The sequence below is a fragment of the Streptomyces sp. ISL-87 genome, from assembly GCF_018614095.1.
GTDB lineage: Bacteria > Actinomycetota > Actinomycetes > Streptomycetales > Streptomycetaceae > Streptomyces.
In genome coordinates, this window is the sequence record NZ_JAGGOY010000122.1 from 1 (window position 1) to 16533 (window position 16533).

Genomic DNA, 16533 nt, shown 5'->3' on the forward strand with positions numbered 1-16533 from the left:
GGGGGGGGGGGGGGGGGGGGGGGGGGCTTGGGCGGGGGCGGCGGCGGGGGCCGGGGTCCGGGCTCGTTCGGCGGCGGCGGAACGCGGGGCCGCATGGGCGGCGGCGGCCGCTTCTGACGCACGCACGCACCCGCCTCGCCGACCCCACCCCGCACCCCACCTCGCCTCACCCAAGGAGACCCGGAGATGAGCAAGCAGACCATCCTCGGCCGCGTCACCCAGCTCGCGAAGGCCAACATCAACGCGCTGCTGGACCAGGCGGAGGACCCGCAGAAGATGCTGGACCAGCTGATCCGCGACTACACGAACAACATCTCGGAGGCGGAGCAGGCGGTGGCCACCACGATCGGCAATCTGCGGATGCTGGAGGCGGACCACAAGGAGGACGTGGAAGCGGCCGCGGAGTGGGGCGACAAGGCTCTGGCGGCGAGCAGGAAGGCGGACGAGCTCCGCACCGGCGGCTCCACGGCGGACGCGGACAAGTTCGACAACCTCGCCAAGGTCGCCCTGGGCCGCCAGCTCCAGTCGGAGAAGGAGGCGAAGACGGCGGAGCCGACGATCGCCGCCCAGACGGAGGTCGTGGACAAGCTGAAGTCTGGTCTGGAATCGATGAAGAACAAGCTGACCGAGCTGACGGCGAAGCGCGACGAGCTGGTGGCCCGGGCGAAGACCGCGCAGGCGCAGAACACGATGCTGGACGCGGTGAAGAACATCGACGTCATGGACCCGACGAGCGACCTGGCGCGGTTCGAGGACAAGGTCCGCCGCGAGGAGGCCAGGGCCCTGGGCAGGGAGGAACTCGCGGCCTCCTCCCTGGACGCCCAGTTCGAGGCCCTGGACGACCTCGGCAAGTCCGCGGAGATCGAGGCCCGCCTGGCCGCCCTGAAATCCGGCAGGTCCGCATAGGGGGCGTCCGCTGCGCGGCCCCCCGTTTCAGCCCCGCCGGCGTTTGAGGCGCGGGGTCCCGGGGACCGGCCCCCGGCAGCGGCGCCGCACCTTCAGCCCCGCCGGCGTTTGCGGGGGCTGGCCCCCGGCAGCGGCGCCGCATCACCTTCAGCCCCGCCGGCGTTTGAGGCGCGGGGGTTCCGGGGGCCGGCCCCCGGCAACGGCGCCGCACCTGTGCGGGGTCCGGGGCTCCGCCCCGGGAAACGGTGAAAGGGCGGGGCGGGGAGACGCCCCCTCGCAGCGGCAGCCCGCACACCGCACACCGCACACCACACGGGCTACCCGTACAGGCCCAGCAGTTGCTCCGCCGAGAGTTCCGACACCGCCCCGGCCGCGGCGCCCGGCAGCGGCAGCTCAAACCAGACCGTCTTGCCCCGGTGGGTCCGCCGGGTGCCCCAGCCGGCCGACAGCAGGCCGACCAGCTGCAAACCCCGGCCCCCCTCGTCCGTGTCCCGCGCCCGCCGCCGCCGCGGCTGCACCAGGTTCCCGTCCCACACCTCGCACACCAGCGTCCGGTCCAGCAGCAACCGCAGCCGGATCTCCCCCTCCCCGTACCGCAGCGCATTCGTCACCAGTTCGCTGACCAGCAGCTCAGTGGTGTCCAGCAGCCCCTCCAGCCCCCACGCCGGCAGCTTCGCCCGCGCCAGCTCCCGCGCCCGGCCCACCGACCGCGCCTCGCGCGGCAGCTGCCAGTCCCCCACCGCATCCACCGGCAACCCCTGCACCCGCGCCATCAGCAGCGCGATGTCGTCCTCCCCGTGCCGTGTGTCCAACGTGTTCAGCACGTGGTCGCACACGTCCTCCAGCGGCCGCACCGGATCCGCCAGCGCGTCCCGCAGACCCCGCAGGCCCTCCTCCAGCGGATGGTCCCGCGACTCCACCAGCCCGTCGGTGTACAGCGCCAGCAGCGCGCCCTCCGGCAGATCCACCTCGACCTCCTCGAACGGCTCGCCGCCCACCCCCAGCGGCATCCCCGGCGGCACTTCCAGCAGCAGCGCGGGCCTGTGCACCCCGTCCTCGTCCGGCGGTTCCACCAGCACCGGCGGCATGTGGCCCGCGTTGGCGATCGTGCAGCGCCGGGTCACCGGGTCGTAGACGGCGTACACGCACGTGGCGAGGTACACCTCCGAGCGGTCCGCGTCCCGCGAGTGCAGCGCCGCCCGCGAGGCCTGCTGGGAGCCGCCCGGCGCGCCCAGCCCCCGCGCGATCTCGTCCAGCGCGCTCAGCACCTCCGCCGGCTCCAGGTCCAGCAGCGCCAGTGTCCGTACGGCGGTCCGCAGTTCGCCCATCGCGACCGCGGCCCGCAGCCCGCGGCCCATCACGTCCCCGACCACCAGCGCCGTGCGGTGCCCCGGCAGCTCGATGACGTCGAACCAGTCCCCGCCGACCTCGGTCGCCGCGTTCCCCGGCAGGTACCGGCAGGCGATGTCCAGTCCCGCCGCCTCCGGATCACCGGGCGGCAGCAGGCTGCGCTGCAGTATCAGCGCCCGTTCGTGCTCCCTGCGGTACAGCCGCGCGTTGTCGATGCATACGGCGGCCCGCGCGGCCAGCTCCACGGCCACCGCCCGGTCGCGCTCGCCGAAGGGTTCGCTGCCCTTGGTACGGGAGAACTGCGCGAGCCCGACCACCGTGTCGTGCGCCACCAGCGGCACCACCAGCGTCGACTGCACCAGGTCGTCCGCGGACGGCGGGGCCACGATCAGCCGGGGCCGCGCCGTCCGCAGCGCCAGCGCACCGGTCGACGCGGCCGGGTACCGGTGGATCTGCCCTACGGAGACCATCGCGCCCGGCCCCGACAGCGGGGCGTCCGACACCGCCGAGGCGAAGGCGACCCGCCGCAGCGGCGCGGACGGGGCCCGGCCGGCGTCCTGCCCGGGCAGCGGCGGCGGCCCCGGCCTGCGACGGCCCTGCGGCCGGGCGGGCCGGTCGTCGTCGCCGAGCAGCAGCCCCTGGTACAGGTCGACGGAGGCGAGATCGCAGAAGCCGGGAACGGTGACGTCGAGGAGTTCCCGGGCGGTGGTCTCCAGGTCGAGGGAGTTCCCGATGCGGTGCCCGGCCTCGTTGAGGAGGGCGAGATTGCGCCGGACTCCGGCGGCTTCGCGGGCTGCGAGGTGGCGGCGGGTGATATCGGTGCCCAGGCCCGCCACGCCGATGGGGCGGCCGGTGCCGCCGTGTACCCGGTAGAGGTTGATCGACCAGTGGCGGTCGTCGCGGCTGCCCGGGGCCGCGCCGGTGATCCGCAGGTCGGTGACGGACTCCCCGGTCTCCAGCACCCGCCGCAGTGCCTCGGTCATCCGGTCGGCCTCGTGCGGAGGCAGGTAGTCGTGCACGGTCCGGCCGCGGTGCTCCTCCACCGCGCCCCCGAAGACGGTCGCGAAGCGGCGGTTGGCGCGCTGCACGGTGAGGTCCGTACCAAAGAGCAGGAAGCCGAAGGGAGATTGGCCGAATATGGCCTGCGAGGCCGCGAGATCGGATTCGATCCGGCGCAGCGCGCGTACGTCGACCACGACACACAGCGCGGCCCGCTCGGCGGCCTCGGTCTGCGTCGGCATCACATAGATCTCGGCCACACCGTGCGCGCCGTCGCCGCCCGGGATCCGGAAGGGGACGAGACCCGTCCACTCCTTGCCGTCGAGGATCTCCGCGACCTTGCGGTGCCCGCCCGCGCGCAGTTCCGGCGGCATGAAGGCGTCGACCGGGTCGCGGCCGACGGTCTGTGCGGCGGTCAGCCCGAACAGTTCCTCGGCGCGCAGGCTCCACTGGTCGATGAGCCCGTCCGGACCGATCGAGAAAGAAGCGACCTTTATGTAGTCATATATCGAGCCAGGCGGACTGGTGTGCCACAAGGAGTCATGCCACGTCTCCCCGGACACTCGGGCCTGATGTGCCTGCGCAGGTATCTCGCTCACGCGACCGTCCCCTCCAGCTCACCGCAACCGGACCGGCCATGACCGAAGTATTCAGCACCACGGCCCCGGACGACACGGCGTTCACGATCACAGCAAGGTCTCGTTCATTTCGAGCCACGTCCAGTGATCGTCGGCCACCCTTCACCTTGTTACTCACCAGGAACGGCCAACTCGAACCACACAGTTTTGCCCGACTTCCCGTGCCGGGTCCCCCAGCGCTGCGCCGAGCCGGCCACGAGCTGCAGTCCCCGGCCGCCCTCGTCGTCCGGTTTCGCGACCCGCTCGCGGGGCGGATCCGGAAGCGGATCGGAAACCTCCACGAGCAGTGCCGCGCTCCCCGACGAGCTTCCGACGGCTGGATTCGGCCGTACCAGGCGGACCCCGATGGGGCCGGAGGTGTACCGCAGGGAATTGGTGACCAGCTCGCTGACCAGCAGTACGGTCACATCGCCGACGGAGTCGAGGCCCCAGGCGCGGAGCTTGCCGCGCACGGCGTGGCGGGCGGTGCGTACGGCACCGGGCTCGGCGGGGAAGGCCCATTCGGCGCATTCACCGTCTGTGTCGATCACGCCGATCACTTCCCGGGCCGGCAGCGACCCCAGTCGGGTTCAGCAGGGACAGAGCCACGAGGAACGAGTACAAAATTGGGACTAATTGCGACATACCCGATATTCGCGGCGTCGTACCACTCGATCCTTCACGCACCGGCGCACTGTGGCGCAGACGGCCCACAGCGCGAGCGGCACGCGCCCCGATGCACCCCCGGTGTGCCGCCGCGCTCCGGACCGTGCGGTCAGACGCGCAGCCTGCGCCCGGCCTCGGCGACCGCCGGGCGGTCCTGGTCGAGCCAGTCCACGGAGTCCAGTTCCTCCGGACCGAGCCAGCGCAGCTCGTCGTGATCCTCCAGCGGAGCGGGGTCCCCCGACACCAGTCGGGCCGTCCACACGTGCAGGACGAGACCCGGCTTGAGCGGCCACTCCCCCGGGATCCGCTCCAGCGGCTCGGCTTCCACGCCGAGCTCCTCGCGCAGTTCGCGCACCAGCGCATCCGGCACGGACTCACCGGGCTCGGCCTTCCCGCCCGGCAGCTCCCAGCGGCCGGCCAGCTCCGGCGGCGCGCTGCGGCGGGCGGCCAGCAGGCGCCCGTCATGACAAAGGGCTCCGCCCACGACTACTCGTACAGTCATGGGCGGAGCCTATGTCAGTGCGTCGGAAGCCCCGACGCGCTCAGTTCGTCGTGGCGGTCTGACCGATCCGCTCGACCCAGTAGAGCTGCTTGTGTCCGCGGTCGTCGAGGCTGTCGACGACCTTCTGGGCCTCGGCCCGGGTGGGGTACCGGCCCACCCGGTAGCGGTTGCCGTTGTCGTCCTGACGTATGACCAGCCATGGGAGCAGGGCACCGCTGTCGTTCATCGCGCTTCACCCTCCGCCGATGTACCTGCCCAGGAAACCGCATCGCGCATATGCCCGACCTTACGCCCGACCTTTACTGAGCGGATACGGTTTTTCACGAAGAGGTACACAGCAGGCGTACGCATCCGGCCATGCGTACGAGAGGGCCGTGCGCGCCGGTTCAGACCCGGCGCACGGACGGCATCGGCAGCACCACCGCACCGCCTCCCGGACCCTTGCGACAGACGTCCCCGCAGGTGGCGCCGAGGGAGCAGCAGAGTGAGCGGACCGGCCCCGCCGTGACGAGCGCCGGCCCGGCCGCGATGAAGGTGGAGAAGGCCTCCGGGTATGCGCCGAAGAGCCCGGAGAAGGCGAGGATCGAGACGGTCGAGGCGATCACCATCGCACCGAAACCCGCCGGGTTGACGGGGCAGGGTACGCGCGCTTGAACCCGATATGACACCCCGTCACCCACGGCCACTGCCCGCCGGTTACACCCCCACCCTTCGCACCACCACCTGGTTAACCCACCGGAATTGCCCGGCCCTTCCAGCCCCGCCGGCGTTTGAGGCGCGTGGGTTCCGGGGGCCGGCCCCCGGCAACGGCGCCGCACCCGACTGGGGCCCGGGGCACCCCGGGAAACGGAGAAAGGGCGGGGCGGGGAGAAGGCCGCCGCGCAGCGGCACCCGGCAAACCAACCGGCCGGGCTCCCTCACCTCACCGGCAGGTGATACGTCAGGCGGTACCGGTCCGCCGGGACCACCACATCGGCCGTCTCCACAGCCCGCCCGGACGCGAAATACGTACGGCCGATCACCAACACCACATGCCCCGGGACACCGCCGAGCGACAGGATCTCCTCCGCCAGACCCGGCCGCGCGCCGACCTCCTCCACCACGTTGTCCACCACGACATCGATCGCGGCCATCCGGTCCACCACCCCGGAACCCCGCAGCGGCCCCTCCTCCGGCAGCATCACCGGGGTCCGCCCGGTCACGGCGAGCGGCTCCCAGGAGGTCGACAGCATCATCACCTCCCCCGCGTCCCGGAAGACGTACCGCGTCCGCATCACCCGGTCGCCCGCCTCGATGCCGAGCCGCCGCGCGATCTCCGCCGGCGCCCCCGTCTGCTCGCTGCTCGACTCCCACGTGCCCCGCGCGCCCGCCTCCGCCTGCTCCTGCCGGAACGGCGTCGACGCGCCGCCCGTGCGGTATCCGGAGCGGGCGACCCGTCTCGGTACGGGCTGCTCCCGTACGTACGTACCCGACCCGGACCGGCCCTCGACCAGCCCTTCCGCCATGAGGACCTTGCGCGCCTCCAGCGCCACCGTGTCCGAGACCCCGTACTCCTCGCGGATCCGGGCCTGCGAGGGAAGCCGGGCATGCGGGGGCAGGGACCCATCGACGATCTTCCGTCGCAAATCCCCGGCGACGCGCAGATAGGCCGGCTGCTCACCGAAAGTCACTGGCCACTCCCATCAGGTTGACAGACAGCTACACCCTGGCAACCCACGGTTGTACACCGCAAGCAAAGGCCAAAGTTTCACCCGAAGTGATGAAGCCAGGTCACTCAAACCCGTTACCGCGCGTTACGCCGACGACGACTCACGCCTGCTCCGACGACGACCCGTCGCTCCCGCCGTCCGAGCCGCCTGAGCCGCCGGAGTTCCCGGAGCCGCCGGAGTCCCCCGAGCCCCCCGACGAGTCCTCCAGCCACTCCGGAACCGTGGTCGACAGCTTGTACGCCCCGCGCAGCGCCTTCTCCGTGTCGACGCTGAGCGCGTCCGCCGCCCGCTCCCACGCCGCGTCGAACTGCTCCGGGTTCGTCGCCCGGGAGGCCTCGCGCCACGCCTTGCGCGCCGCCTCGACCTCCTTGAGCTGCGCCCGTGCCGCCACGCCCACATCCGGGCGGTCCTTCACGCCCTCCAGCACCTTCGCCTCAGCGCCCAGTGCCTCGTCGACCTTCCGCGCCCACGCCCGGTACTCCGGCAGCGTCTCGTCGACCTCCTCGTCGGGCGAGTTCAGCATGGCGTGGTCGGCGGCGTTCATCGCGCGCAGGAAGGTCACCTGCTCCGGCGTCAGCATCCCCGCATCGTTGCGCAGACTGCCCCGGTGCTCCTTCTCCGCCGTGCCGATCACGCACAGCAGCCTGCGGTCGCCCTCTCGCCACGAGTCGCGCGAGGGCGAGAAGTGGAACATGTCCGCGTACGAGGGCAGCGCCCACGTGTCCATCGCGTACTCGTCCATCGCCTTCCAGCACGTCCGGGTGGCGTTCTCCTCCATCTCCTCCCCACCCGGGAAGGCCCCGTCGTCCAGAAGGGCCGAGGAGGTCACCTCGCCGTCGTGGACCTCCGCGCACCCGACCTTGTAGACGAACCGGGACTCGTCCAGGAGGTCCCCGCCGGGGACGTTGAAGCAGTCGCCGGCCCGCATCTCGTCGATATCGGTGAACTCGCCCTCGGTGTGCTCGAACTGCCGCATCGTGTCGAGCCGGTCGAAGAACCGCTGCCCGTACTGGCTCACGGCGAGCGTCACGCTCACGGTCAGCACCAGGGACACCACCAGGCCCACGATCGCGAGCGCCTTGCCCCGGTCGCCCCTCTTCGCGATCTGTACGAGCGCCGCGATGCCGAAGGCAATGCCGAGCGGCGGGAAGCAGAGCAGTCCGGACAGCAGCGAGGCCAGCGCGAAGCCGTTCAGCGCGGGCTGCGGCCGGTAGCCGGCGGGCTGACCCCAGACGGGCGCGGGAGACGGCGGGGACCACGGCTGGCGCGACGAGGGCGGCGGCGACCAGGGGTTGTCCGGGGGCGGCGGGGGCGGCGTACTCACAGGGTGAGGTGCTCCATCACAGGGGGCGCGAACGAATGCGCGAATAGTACGCAGCGGGGGCGACCGGTAGTCGGTCGCCCCCGCAGTTCAACTCAGGTACTCAGCACTCAGAACTGGAGCGCCCAGGAGTCGATCTTCCCGGTGTCGATGTTCGCGTTGTCGTTCACCCGGAGCTTCCAGACACCGTTCGCGACCTCCGAGGAGGCATTGACGGTGTAGGTCTTGATGATGTTGTCGGCGCTGCCGCCGCTCCGGTTGTGCAGGTTGTAGACGGTGCCGTCGGGGGCGATCAGGTCGACCTTCAGGTCACCGATGTAGGTGTGCTTGATGTCGACGGGAACGCTCAACGTGGCCGGGGCGTTGCCGGAGATCCCGCTGACGGTGATCGGCGACTCGACCGTGGAGTTGTCGTTGATCGCGTAGTCGTTGAGGTTCTCGAAGCGGGTGCCGGGGTTCGGCGGGGTGGTGCCGCCGCCGACGTAGAGCAGGCGGTTCGGGGATCCGGAGCCGGGGCTGCCGACCACGTTCGGGGTCGCGGCGGCGACCAGACCGGCCGAGACCTGGGACGGGGTGCTCGTCGGGTTCTGCGACAGGTAGAGCGCGGCCGCGCCTACGACGTGCGGGGTGGCCATCGACGTACCGGAGATGGTGTTCGTGGCGGTGTCGCCGGTGCCCCAGGACGAGGTGATGGAGGAGCCCGGGGCGAAGATGTCCAGGATGGAGCCGTAGTTGGAGTAGCTGGCCTTGGCGTCCGAGCTGGTGGTGGCGCCGACCGTGATGGCCTCGGCGACGCGCGCCGGGGACTTGGTGCTGGCGTCCGTGGACTCGTTGCCCGCCGCGACGCCGTACGTGATGCCGGCGGCTATGGAGTTGCGTACGGCGGTGTCGAGCGCGGAGTCCGCGCCGCCGCCCAGCGACATGTTGGCCACGGCCGGCTTGACGGCGTGCTGCGTCACCCAGTCGATGCCCGCGACGACCTGGGCCGTCGTACCGGAACCGTTGTTGTCGAGGACGCGGACGCCGACGATCTTGGCCTTCTTGGCCACGCCGTACGAGTTGCCCGCGACGGTGCCGGCGACGTGGGTGCCGTGGCCGTGGCCGTCCTGGGCGGTGTTGTCGTTGTCGATGGCGTCGTAGCCGTAGGAGGCGCGGCCGCCGAACTCCGTGTGGGTGATGCGGACGCCCGTGTCGATGATGTACGCGGTGACGCCCTCTCCCGCCTGGTCCGGGTACGTGTAGCTGCTGTCGAGCGGGAGGGCGCGCTGGTCGATGCGGTCCAGGCCCCAGGACGGCGGGCTGGGCTGGGTGCCCTGGGCGTCGTCGACGGTGAAGACACGGTTCTGCACGACCGACTTGACGGCCGGGTCGGCGGCGAGCTTCCTGGCCTGCGCCTCGGAGACCTCGACGGAGTAGCCGTTGAGGGCGGCGCTGTAGGTCCGGTCGATCTTCGCGCCGTACCGCTTCGCGACGGCCTTGCCGCTGTCGGCGGTGGAGCGGGCGGCGGAGTCTTTCAGGGTCACGATGTAGCTGCCGGAGACCGTGTCGGGGGCACCGGCGTTCTCGATGACGCCCTGCGGGCTGCTGCCCGACGCGGCGGCGGCGGGCAGGGCCGCGGCGGTGCCGAGCGCGAGGGCCACGACGGCGGTCGCACTGATGCCGGCGATCTTCCGGCGGGTGTGACGCATCACGGACATGTGGGGGTCCTTCTCATCGGTGGTGCGCTGCGGGGGGTGGGACGGCGGCACGCAGACCGTGCGGGTATGCGGACATGGGGATTTCTGCATGCCCATGACAACAATTTCTGCCTGACGGACCGTCGCCTCCGAAAGGTTGACCCACCCTCGCGGCATCCCACAAGAGGAAAGCCGACGCGTAACATCCGTGCCATACAACGGCCATGAATGAGCAAAGGCGGACGCATATGACGCACGCACTCCCCGGCTACGTCTGCCCCGAGGACGGCACCGAGGCGGGCGTGCGGACGGCGCCCTGGTGCTGCCCGGTGTGCGGCGGACCGTGGGACCTCGATTTCACGCCGGACCCCGCCGTCCCGCTGGAACCGGCGGCCGGGCCCCATTCGTTGTGGCGGTACGGCTCCGCGCTGCCGCTGCCGGGGGCGTTCTCCGTGACCCTGTCGGAGGGGCACACTCCGCTGGTGCCGCTGACAGAGCGGATTCACGCCAAGCTCGACTTCCTGATGCCGACCCTGTCGTTCAAGGACCGGGGCGCGGTGATGCTGGCCGAGCTGGCCCGGCGGCTGGGTCCGCAACGGGTGGTGGCGGACAGCAGCGGCAACGCGGGGACGGCATTTGCCGCGTATTGCGCGCGGGCGGGGCTGAGTTGTGAAGTTTTCGTGCCCCAGGGCACGTCGGAGAAGAAGACGGAGCAGATGCGGGCGCACGGGGCGTCGGTCCGCGTCGTGCCGGGCGGGCGGGAGGCCGCCGCGGAGGCGGCGCGTGCGGCGGCGGACGAGCCGGGGGTCTTCTACGCCAGCCACGTCTTCAACCCGTACTTCCTGCACGGCACGAAGACGTACGTGTACGAGGTGTGGGAGGAGCTCGGCGGCCGGCTGCCGGAGACCCTGGTCCTCCCGGTGGGCAACGGCACCCTCCTGCTGGGGGCCGCGCTGGCCGTGGAGGAGCTGGCCCGGCGCGGGGTGCGGCCGCCGGCGCTGATCGCGGTCCAGTCGGAGGCGGTGGCCCCGCTGGCCACGGCGTTCGCGGCGGGGGCCGAGGACGCCGACCCGGTGGAACAGCGGCCCACCCTGGCCGAGGGAATCGCGATCCCGGCCCCGCCGCGGGCCCGCCAGATCCTGGCGGCGGTCCGCAAGTCCGGCGGCGCGTTCCTGACCGTCCCCGACGACCGTCTCCGCGAGGCCCAGCGTGACTTGGCCCGCCGCGGCCTGTACGTGGAACCCACGGCCGCGGCCTGCTGGGCGGCGGTGGGCCCGCTGTCCCCGTCAGACCCCCTCCAGGGCCGCACGACGGTCCTCCCCCTCTGCGGCGCCGGAGCCAAATCGGGCCTGAAGCCCTGACCCGGCCCCACCGCTGCTGGGCTCCGCCCCGGACCCCGGACCCCACACCCCACACCCCACACCCCACACCCCACGCCTCACGCCTCACGCCTCACGCCTCACGCCTCACGCCTCACGCCTCACGCCTCACGCCTCAAACGCCGACGAGGCCGGATTCGGGCAGCCGACCCCACCCGTCGGAAAATCGCCAGCCACGACCAGCCCCGGTCTGATGGACTGCCCGTATGACCAACTCCCTTGATCTCGCCCGCCGCTTCGCGGACCTGCACACCCCCGCCGCCCCCCTCGCCCTCGCCAACGCCTGGGACGTCGCCAGTGCCCGCCTCGTCGAGGCCGCCGGGGCGCCCGCCGTCGCCACCACCAGCGCCGGTGTGGCCTGGTCCCTCGGCGCGCCCGACGGGGACGCGCTGGCCCGTGACCGGGCGCTGGACCTGGTCGCCCGGGTGGCCGCCGCCGTCTCGGTGCCCGTCACCGCCGACATCGAGGGCGGCTTCGGCGCCGATCCCGCCGGCGTCGCCCAGACCGTCACCGGGGTACTCGCCGCCGGTGCGGTCGGAGTCAACATCGAGGACGGCTCCCGCGACCCCGCCGACCACGCGGAGCGCCTCGCCGCGGCCCGGGCGGCCGCCGACGCCGCCGGGATCCCGCTCTACATCAACGCCCGCGTCGACACCTACCTCAGGGGGCTCGGCGACGAGCACACCCGCCTCGACGAAACGCTGAGCCGCGCCGCCGCCTACCTCCGGGCCGGCGCCTCCGGCATCTTCGTCCCCGGCGTCACCGACCCCGCCACCGTCGCCGCGCTCGCCAAGGGCATCGACGCCCCGCTCAACATCCTCGTCGGCCCCGGGGCGCCCGGCGTCACCGAGCTCGGCGCCCTCGGCGCGGCCCGCGTGAGCCTCGGCTCCTGGGTCGCCGAAGCCGCGTACGCCGTGGTCCGTCGCGCCACCGAGGAGCTGCTCTCCCGCGGCACGTACGGCACGCTCGCGGACTCCCTCGCGTACGGCGAACTGAACGGTCTGCTCAAGGGCTGAGATATCCGGAAGCGTGTAGGCGCCAACGACCATAGGATCCGGACATGCCCACCACAACCGCCACGGCGGCACACCCCAAGGCCGCGAAGGTCACCGGTGCCGTCTGGGCGGCCCTGGCCATCGTCTACGTCGTCTGGGGCTCGACCTACCTCGGCATCCGGATCGTCGTCGAGACCATGCCGCCCTTCCTCTCCGCCGGGGCCCGCTTCATCACCGCGGGCCTCCTGCTGGCCGGCATCGTCGCCTGGCGCCACGGCCCGGCCGCGCTCAAGGCCACCCGCGCCGAGCTCGGCTCGGCCGTCCTGGTCGGCCTGCTGCTGATCCTCGGCGGCAACGGCCTCGTCGTGCTCGCGGAGACCTCGGTGCCCTCCGGCCTCGCCGCCCTCCTGGTGGCCGCGGTGCCGATGTGGCTGGTGGTGCTGCGGACGGCCACCGGGGACCGGCCGCCGCTGCGCACCCTGGGCGGCGTCGTGCTGGGCCTCGCCGGCCTGGCGGTGCTGACCAGCCCCGGGCTCAGTGGCACGGTACGGCTGTCCGGCGTCCTGCTGGTGCTGGCGGCTTCGGTCCTCTGGTCGCTGGGCTCGTTCTCCGCGAGGAGGCTGAAGCTGCCCGGGAACCCGTTCACCGGGAGCGCGTACCAGATGCTCGCGGGCGGGACCGGCGGGATCCTCGTCGGCCTCGTCCGGGGCGAGCACCACGGCCTGGACGTGACCGGCTACTCCACCGCCTCCTGGCTGGCGCTCGGCTACCTCGTCGTCTTCGGCTCGCTGGTCGGCTTCACCGCGTACGCCTGGCTGCTCCAGGCGGCGCCGCTGTCGCTGGTCGCCACGTACGCCTACGTCAATCCGGTGGTCGCCGTCGCGCTGGGCGCGCTGATCCTCGACGAAGCCCTGACCTGGCCGATCGTGCTGGGCGGCGCGATCGTCGTGGCGGCGGTGTGCGTGATCGTCAGCACCGAGCGCAAGACGTAGCGACGCCGGTCCCCCGGTGGCGACGCGGGCCCCGGGCGTACGGTCGACCCCCGGCCCACGGTCAACCCACGCCTACGGTCAAGGCCGCGCGGCCCGCTCGTACAGCGCCCTCGCCCGCTCGTCGAAGACGGCGGCCGTGGAGTCCACGTCCGTGTCCCCGCCGCTCAGCACCCCGATCAGCCGCCCCGGCTGGTCCGGCCCGCCCCGGTCGGCGATCCAGGGGCTTCCGCTGGTCCCCGTCCAGAAGCCCGCGCACTTGATGTACAGCATGTCCGGGTCGTTCTCGTCGTGGCGCGACTGGGTGGTGCAGGCGACGGGCTTGTTCTGCGGGTTGTGGTCGGACTCCGGATAGCCGACCACCGTCACCTCCCGCTCGTAGCCGGAGGTCCAGTCGGGCTTCGGGGCCTCCCCGCGGCCCACCGCCTGCTGGACGCTGCGCCCGTCCTCGTCGGGCTCGACGGTGAGGAAGGCGAAGTCGGCGGTGTCGTCGCCCCACTTCGTCCAGCGCTCGTCCACATGGATCGAGCGGACCTTCCACACCCCGAGCGGCTGGGTCCCCGCGCCCTCCCCTGAGAAGGCCGGGGCGAAGGCGAGCTCACCGATGGCGAGGCCGTCGTGCGCGACCTCGCCCGGCACACCGTCCTCGCCCGCCGGGGCCACGCAGTGCGCGGCGGTGGCGACGACATTGCCCTGGGGGCTGTCGACCACGCTCGCCGTGCACCAGTGCTCCCCGTTGGCCATGAGCACGCCGACGGTGGGGAAGGGGTGCACCGGCTGGTCGCCCGACGCCTTGACGAACCCGACGGCGAGCACCGCCGCGACCCCGGCGGCGGCCGCCGCGGAGGCCCCCTTCACCACCGGGCTCATCGCACGACGGGGTCGGGGGTCGGCGCCAGCATCACTTTGCTGATCCACTCCAGGGAGCCCTCCCTCATGCCACGTACGTACGACCTTCCGTTGTGCTGACCATCCTGGATCACCTGGAGCCGGGTGTGCACGGGGCCCTTTCCGTACACCTGCATGAATCTCTCGGCCTTGTCGCGGCCGCTCTCCTTGGTCCCGATCTGAAAGTTGATGTAGACGTCCGGGCCGCCCGCCTCGATCAGCTTCTCGGCGAGCTTCTCGGGGTTGTTCTCGTCCATGGCCTGCGTGTTCCCCTTCCACAGCGGGGAGTCGGGGACGAAGTCGACGCCGCTCGCGATGGCCGCCTTGAAGCGGTCGGGGTACTTCAGGACGTGTTTGAAGGCGCCGAAGCCGCCCGAGGAGGAGCCCATGAAGGCCCACCCGTCGCGGGAGGTGAAGGTGCGGAAATTGGCCTTCGTGAAATCCGGGATGTCATCGGCCATCCAGGTGCCCATCTTCGGCTCCCCGGGAATGTCCGAGCCGTCGAAGTGGTGCTTGGTGTCGGCGTTGATCACCGGCATGACGAGGATGAAGGGCAGGCTGGTGCCGGCCTTCGCCCCGTCGATCACGGCCTGCTGGAGGCCGAGGCCGGTGCCCATCCAGTAGTTCGTGGGGTACCCGCGGCCGCCGGGCAGGGAGATCAGGACCGGGAAGGCGCTCTTGGCGTACTGCGGATCGTTGTACTCCTTCGGCACCCACACCCAGACGTCACCGGTGAAGCCGGACTTCTTGCCGGTCAGCGTGGTCCGGGCGATCTGCGTACCGTCCGGCAGCCGGGCGGTGCGGACGAATTCGGCGGCCGGGCCGGTGGGCATCCTGACACCCGGCCGGATGTCGGCCGTCGCCACCGTCTTCTCGTGGGTCTTCCCGAAGGACGTGGGATCCCCCACGTCCGTGAAGAGGTTGTACTTGTACGCCGCCACGCCGCCCCCGGCGGCGAGGGTGAACGCGAGCCCACCGCTGATCAGGAGCAGACGCGTGCGCCGGGGACGGCGGCGCCCCTCCACTCCCTCTGTGCCGCCTGCACCCTCTGCACCCTCTGCGCCCTCTGCGCCCTCTGCGCCCTCTGCCGCAGGGCTGACGTCACTGCCTTTACCTTCACCTTGCTGCTGCTGCTGCTGGTCATGCTGCACGGAAATGTCCCGTTCCCTCTCCGGCGCTCCCCCGGGAGCTCGGGTCGGACCGATCGGTCCCCCTTACACCCATTACAGAGGTTTAAACGACCGGACGGGTTGCCTGGGATCGGGGTGACGTGGCCTGTGCCACCCGGCCCCGCGAGCAGCCGCGACGCGTCAGCCGGCCTCGGGCTTGGGCGCCTTGAGCACCTTGCTGATCCACTCCAGCGAGCCTTCCTTCATGCCCCGGACGTAGTGCCAGCCGTTGTGCTCGCCGTTCTGGATGTCGCGGATGGTGATCTTGACGGGTCCCTTGCCGTACTTCTCCTGGAACTGCGTCATTCCGCGCTTGCCGGTCTCCTTGGTCCCGATCTGGAAGTTGATGTAGACCTCGGGGCCGTTGCTGTCGATCAGCTGCTGGGCGAGCTTCTCGGGGTTGTTCGCGTCCATCTCCGCCTGGTGCCCCTTCCAGAGCGGGGAGTCCGGAACGAGCTCGCCGCCGCTGGCGATCACGGCCTTGAACTTGTCGGGGTGCTGGAGGAGCTGCTTCATGCCGACGAAGGCGCCGGAGGAGGAGCCCATGAAGGCCCAGCCGTCGCGGGACTTGTACGTACGGAAGTTGGCGCGGGTGAAGTCCGGGATGTCCTCGGCGAGCCAGGTGCCCATCTTGGCCTGGCCGGGTATGTCGGAGCCGTCGTAGTAGTACTTGCTGTCCGGGTTGAGCACCGGCATCACCACGACGAACGGCAGGCTGGTACCGGCCTTGACGCCCTCGCTGATGGCCTTCTGGAGCCCCAGACTGCGGTCGGACCAGTAGTTGCTCGGGTAGCCGTTGCCGCCGGGGAGCGCGATGAGCACCGGGAAGGCGCTCTTGGCGTACTTCGGGTCGTCGTACTCCTTGGGCGCCCAGACCCAGACGTCGCCCTCGAAGCCGGACTTCGCGCCCGCGAGGCGGGTCTTGGCGATGATCGTGCCGTCGTCGAGCTTGGCGGTCTGCTTGAAGTCGGCCTTCGGGCCGGACGGCATGAGCACGTCGGGGTCACCGGTCGGGGTGGGGGAGGCTTCCGGGGTCGGGGACGCCTTCCCCGTGGCCTCCTTGGCAGCGGGCTCCGGGTTCTTGCCGAAGCTCACGGCCTGGCCGTTGCCGGAGAACCACTCGTACTTCCAGGCCGCGAAGCCGCCGCCGGCTAGCAGCGCGCAGGCGACGCCCGCGCTGATCCATATCGCGCGTCGGGACCCCCTGGGCGCGGGCCGCCCGGATCCGCCGTGCAGCTCAGGCTGCGGCTCGGCCCGGTACGTCGTCCGGCCATCGGACTGCGGGTGCTGCGGGGACTGGTGCACGAACTTCGCTCCGAACGGTCATGGCCGCCCCATGGGGTGGGGCAGAACTGCTGGGCATCCTC

General features: G+C 71.6%; 15 protein-coding genes. 4 read left to right on the forward strand and 11 right to left on the reverse strand.

What is annotated here, in order from left to right; translation table 11 throughout:
- Window positions 1-186 precede the first annotated feature (186 nt).
- Window positions 187-906, forward strand: coding sequence for a PspA/IM30 family protein (locus J7I97_RS34670; RefSeq protein ID WP_214943515.1), 720 nt, complete (start codon window positions 187-189; stop codon window positions 904-906).
- 317 nt (window positions 907-1223) lie between these two features.
- Here the strand turns inward: J7I97_RS34670 and J7I97_RS34675 are convergent, their stop codons facing one another.
- The 8 genes from J7I97_RS34675 to J7I97_RS34710 all read right to left on the reverse strand — a co-directional run bounded on the left by J7I97_RS34675 (window position 1224) and on the right by J7I97_RS34710 (window position 9767).
- Window positions 1224-3845, reverse strand: a complete 2622-nt coding sequence (locus J7I97_RS34675; RefSeq protein WP_308364316.1) for a SpoIIE family protein phosphatase — start codon at window positions 3843-3845, stop codon at window positions 1224-1226.
- 158 nt (window positions 3846-4003) lie between these two features.
- Complete coding sequence (locus tag J7I97_RS34680; RefSeq protein WP_214943518.1) at window positions 4004-4432, reverse strand: ATP-binding protein; 429 nt, start codon at window positions 4430-4432, stop codon at window positions 4004-4006.
- A gap of 215 nt (window positions 4433-4647) precedes the next feature.
- On the reverse strand, window positions 4648-5040 hold the full coding sequence (locus J7I97_RS34685) for a (deoxy)nucleoside triphosphate pyrophosphohydrolase (protein WP_214943521.1): 393 nt from the start codon (window positions 5038-5040) through the stop codon (window positions 4648-4650).
- A gap of 40 nt (window positions 5041-5080) precedes the next feature.
- Window positions 5081-5266, reverse strand: coding sequence for an SPOR domain-containing protein (locus J7I97_RS34690; protein ID WP_214943524.1), 186 nt, complete (start codon window positions 5264-5266; stop codon window positions 5081-5083).
- Window positions 5267-5426: 160 nt separating this feature from the next.
- Complete coding sequence (locus J7I97_RS34695; protein ID WP_308364291.1) at window positions 5427-5648, reverse strand: hypothetical protein; 222 nt, start codon at window positions 5646-5648, stop codon at window positions 5427-5429.
- A gap of 309 nt (window positions 5649-5957) precedes the next feature.
- Window positions 5958-6710, reverse strand: coding sequence for a GntR family transcriptional regulator (locus J7I97_RS34700; protein WP_214943527.1), 753 nt, complete (start codon window positions 6708-6710; stop codon window positions 5958-5960).
- A 139-nt stretch (window positions 6711-6849) separates the two neighbouring features.
- Entirely contained in the window at window positions 6850-8073 is a 1224-nt protein-coding gene (locus tag J7I97_RS34705) for a DUF4190 domain-containing protein (protein ID WP_214943530.1), read from the reverse strand.
- A gap of 107 nt (window positions 8074-8180) precedes the next feature.
- Window positions 8181-9767: a S8 family peptidase gene (locus J7I97_RS34710; RefSeq protein WP_214943533.1), complete on the reverse strand. Its 1587-nt coding sequence runs from the start codon at window positions 9765-9767 to the stop codon at window positions 8181-8183.
- Window positions 9768-9994: 227 nt separating this feature from the next.
- On the opposite strand from J7I97_RS34710, the gene J7I97_RS34715 reads away from it, so the two are divergent.
- The 3 genes from J7I97_RS34715 to J7I97_RS34725 all read left to right on the forward strand — a co-directional run bounded on the left by J7I97_RS34715 (window position 9995) and on the right by J7I97_RS34725 (window position 13112).
- The gene (locus tag J7I97_RS34715) at window positions 9995-11107 is read left to right on the forward strand and encodes a pyridoxal-phosphate dependent enzyme (protein WP_214943536.1); all 1113 of its coding nucleotides are present in this window, start codon (window positions 9995-9997) and stop codon (window positions 11105-11107) included.
- A gap of 224 nt (window positions 11108-11331) precedes the next feature.
- Window positions 11332-12141, forward strand: coding sequence for an isocitrate lyase/phosphoenolpyruvate mutase family protein (locus tag J7I97_RS34720; RefSeq protein WP_214943539.1), 810 nt, complete (start codon window positions 11332-11334; stop codon window positions 12139-12141).
- A gap of 44 nt (window positions 12142-12185) precedes the next feature.
- Window positions 12186-13112, forward strand: a complete 927-nt coding sequence (locus J7I97_RS34725; RefSeq protein ID WP_214943542.1) for an EamA family transporter — start codon at window positions 12186-12188, stop codon at window positions 13110-13112.
- A 78-nt stretch (window positions 13113-13190) separates the two neighbouring features.
- On the opposite strand, the gene J7I97_RS34730 is transcribed toward J7I97_RS34725, so the two are convergent.
- The 3 genes from J7I97_RS34730 to J7I97_RS34740 form a co-directional block, all read right to left on the reverse strand.
- Complete coding sequence (locus J7I97_RS34730) at window positions 13191-13979, reverse strand: serine protease (protein ID WP_214943545.1); 789 nt, start codon at window positions 13977-13979, stop codon at window positions 13191-13193.
- Window positions 13976-15022 carry an esterase family protein gene (locus tag J7I97_RS34735; protein WP_214943548.1) on the reverse strand — a complete coding sequence of 349 codons (1047 nt, stop codon included), beginning with the start codon at window positions 15020-15022 and terminating at the stop codon, window positions 13976-13978. Before J7I97_RS34735 ends, J7I97_RS34730 begins: the two co-directional genes overlap by 4 nt.
- A gap of 285 nt (window positions 15023-15307) precedes the next feature.
- A complete protein-coding gene (locus J7I97_RS34740; protein WP_374195535.1) occupies window positions 15308-16471 on the reverse strand; it encodes an alpha/beta hydrolase in 1164 nt (387 codons plus the stop codon).
- Between the last annotated feature and the right edge of the window lie 62 nt (window positions 16472-16533).

Bases quoted from the DNA above. Each gene is read 5' to 3' on its own strand.
- J7I97_RS34670 (WP_214943515.1), top strand. From the start codon at position 187: ATGAGCAAGCAGACCATCCTCGGCCGCGTCACCCAGCTCGCGAAGGCC.
- J7I97_RS34685 (WP_214943521.1), bottom strand. From the start codon at position 5,040: ATGACTGTACGAGTAGTCGTGGGCGGAGCCCTTTGTCATGACGGGCGC.
- J7I97_RS34690 (WP_214943524.1), bottom strand. From the start codon at position 5,266: ATGAACGACAGCGGTGCCCTGCTCCCATGGCTGGTCATACGTCAGGAC.
- J7I97_RS34695 (WP_308364291.1), bottom strand. From the start codon at position 5,648: ATGGTGATCGCCTCGACCGTCTCGATCCTCGCCTTCTCCGGGCTCTTC.
- J7I97_RS34710 (WP_214943533.1), bottom strand. From the start codon at position 9,767: ATGTCCGTGATGCGTCACACCCGCCGGAAGATCGCCGGCATCAGTGCG.
- J7I97_RS34715 (WP_214943536.1), top strand. From the start codon at position 9,995: ATGACGCACGCACTCCCCGGCTACGTCTGCCCCGAGGACGGCACCGAG.
- J7I97_RS34720 (WP_214943539.1), top strand. From the start codon at position 11,332: ATGACCAACTCCCTTGATCTCGCCCGCCGCTTCGCGGACCTGCACACC.
- J7I97_RS34725 (WP_214943542.1), top strand. From the start codon at position 12,186: ATGCCCACCACAACCGCCACGGCGGCACACCCCAAGGCCGCGAAGGTC.
- J7I97_RS34730 (WP_214943545.1), bottom strand. From the start codon at position 13,979: ATGAGCCCGGTGGTGAAGGGGGCCTCCGCGGCGGCCGCCGCCGGGGTC.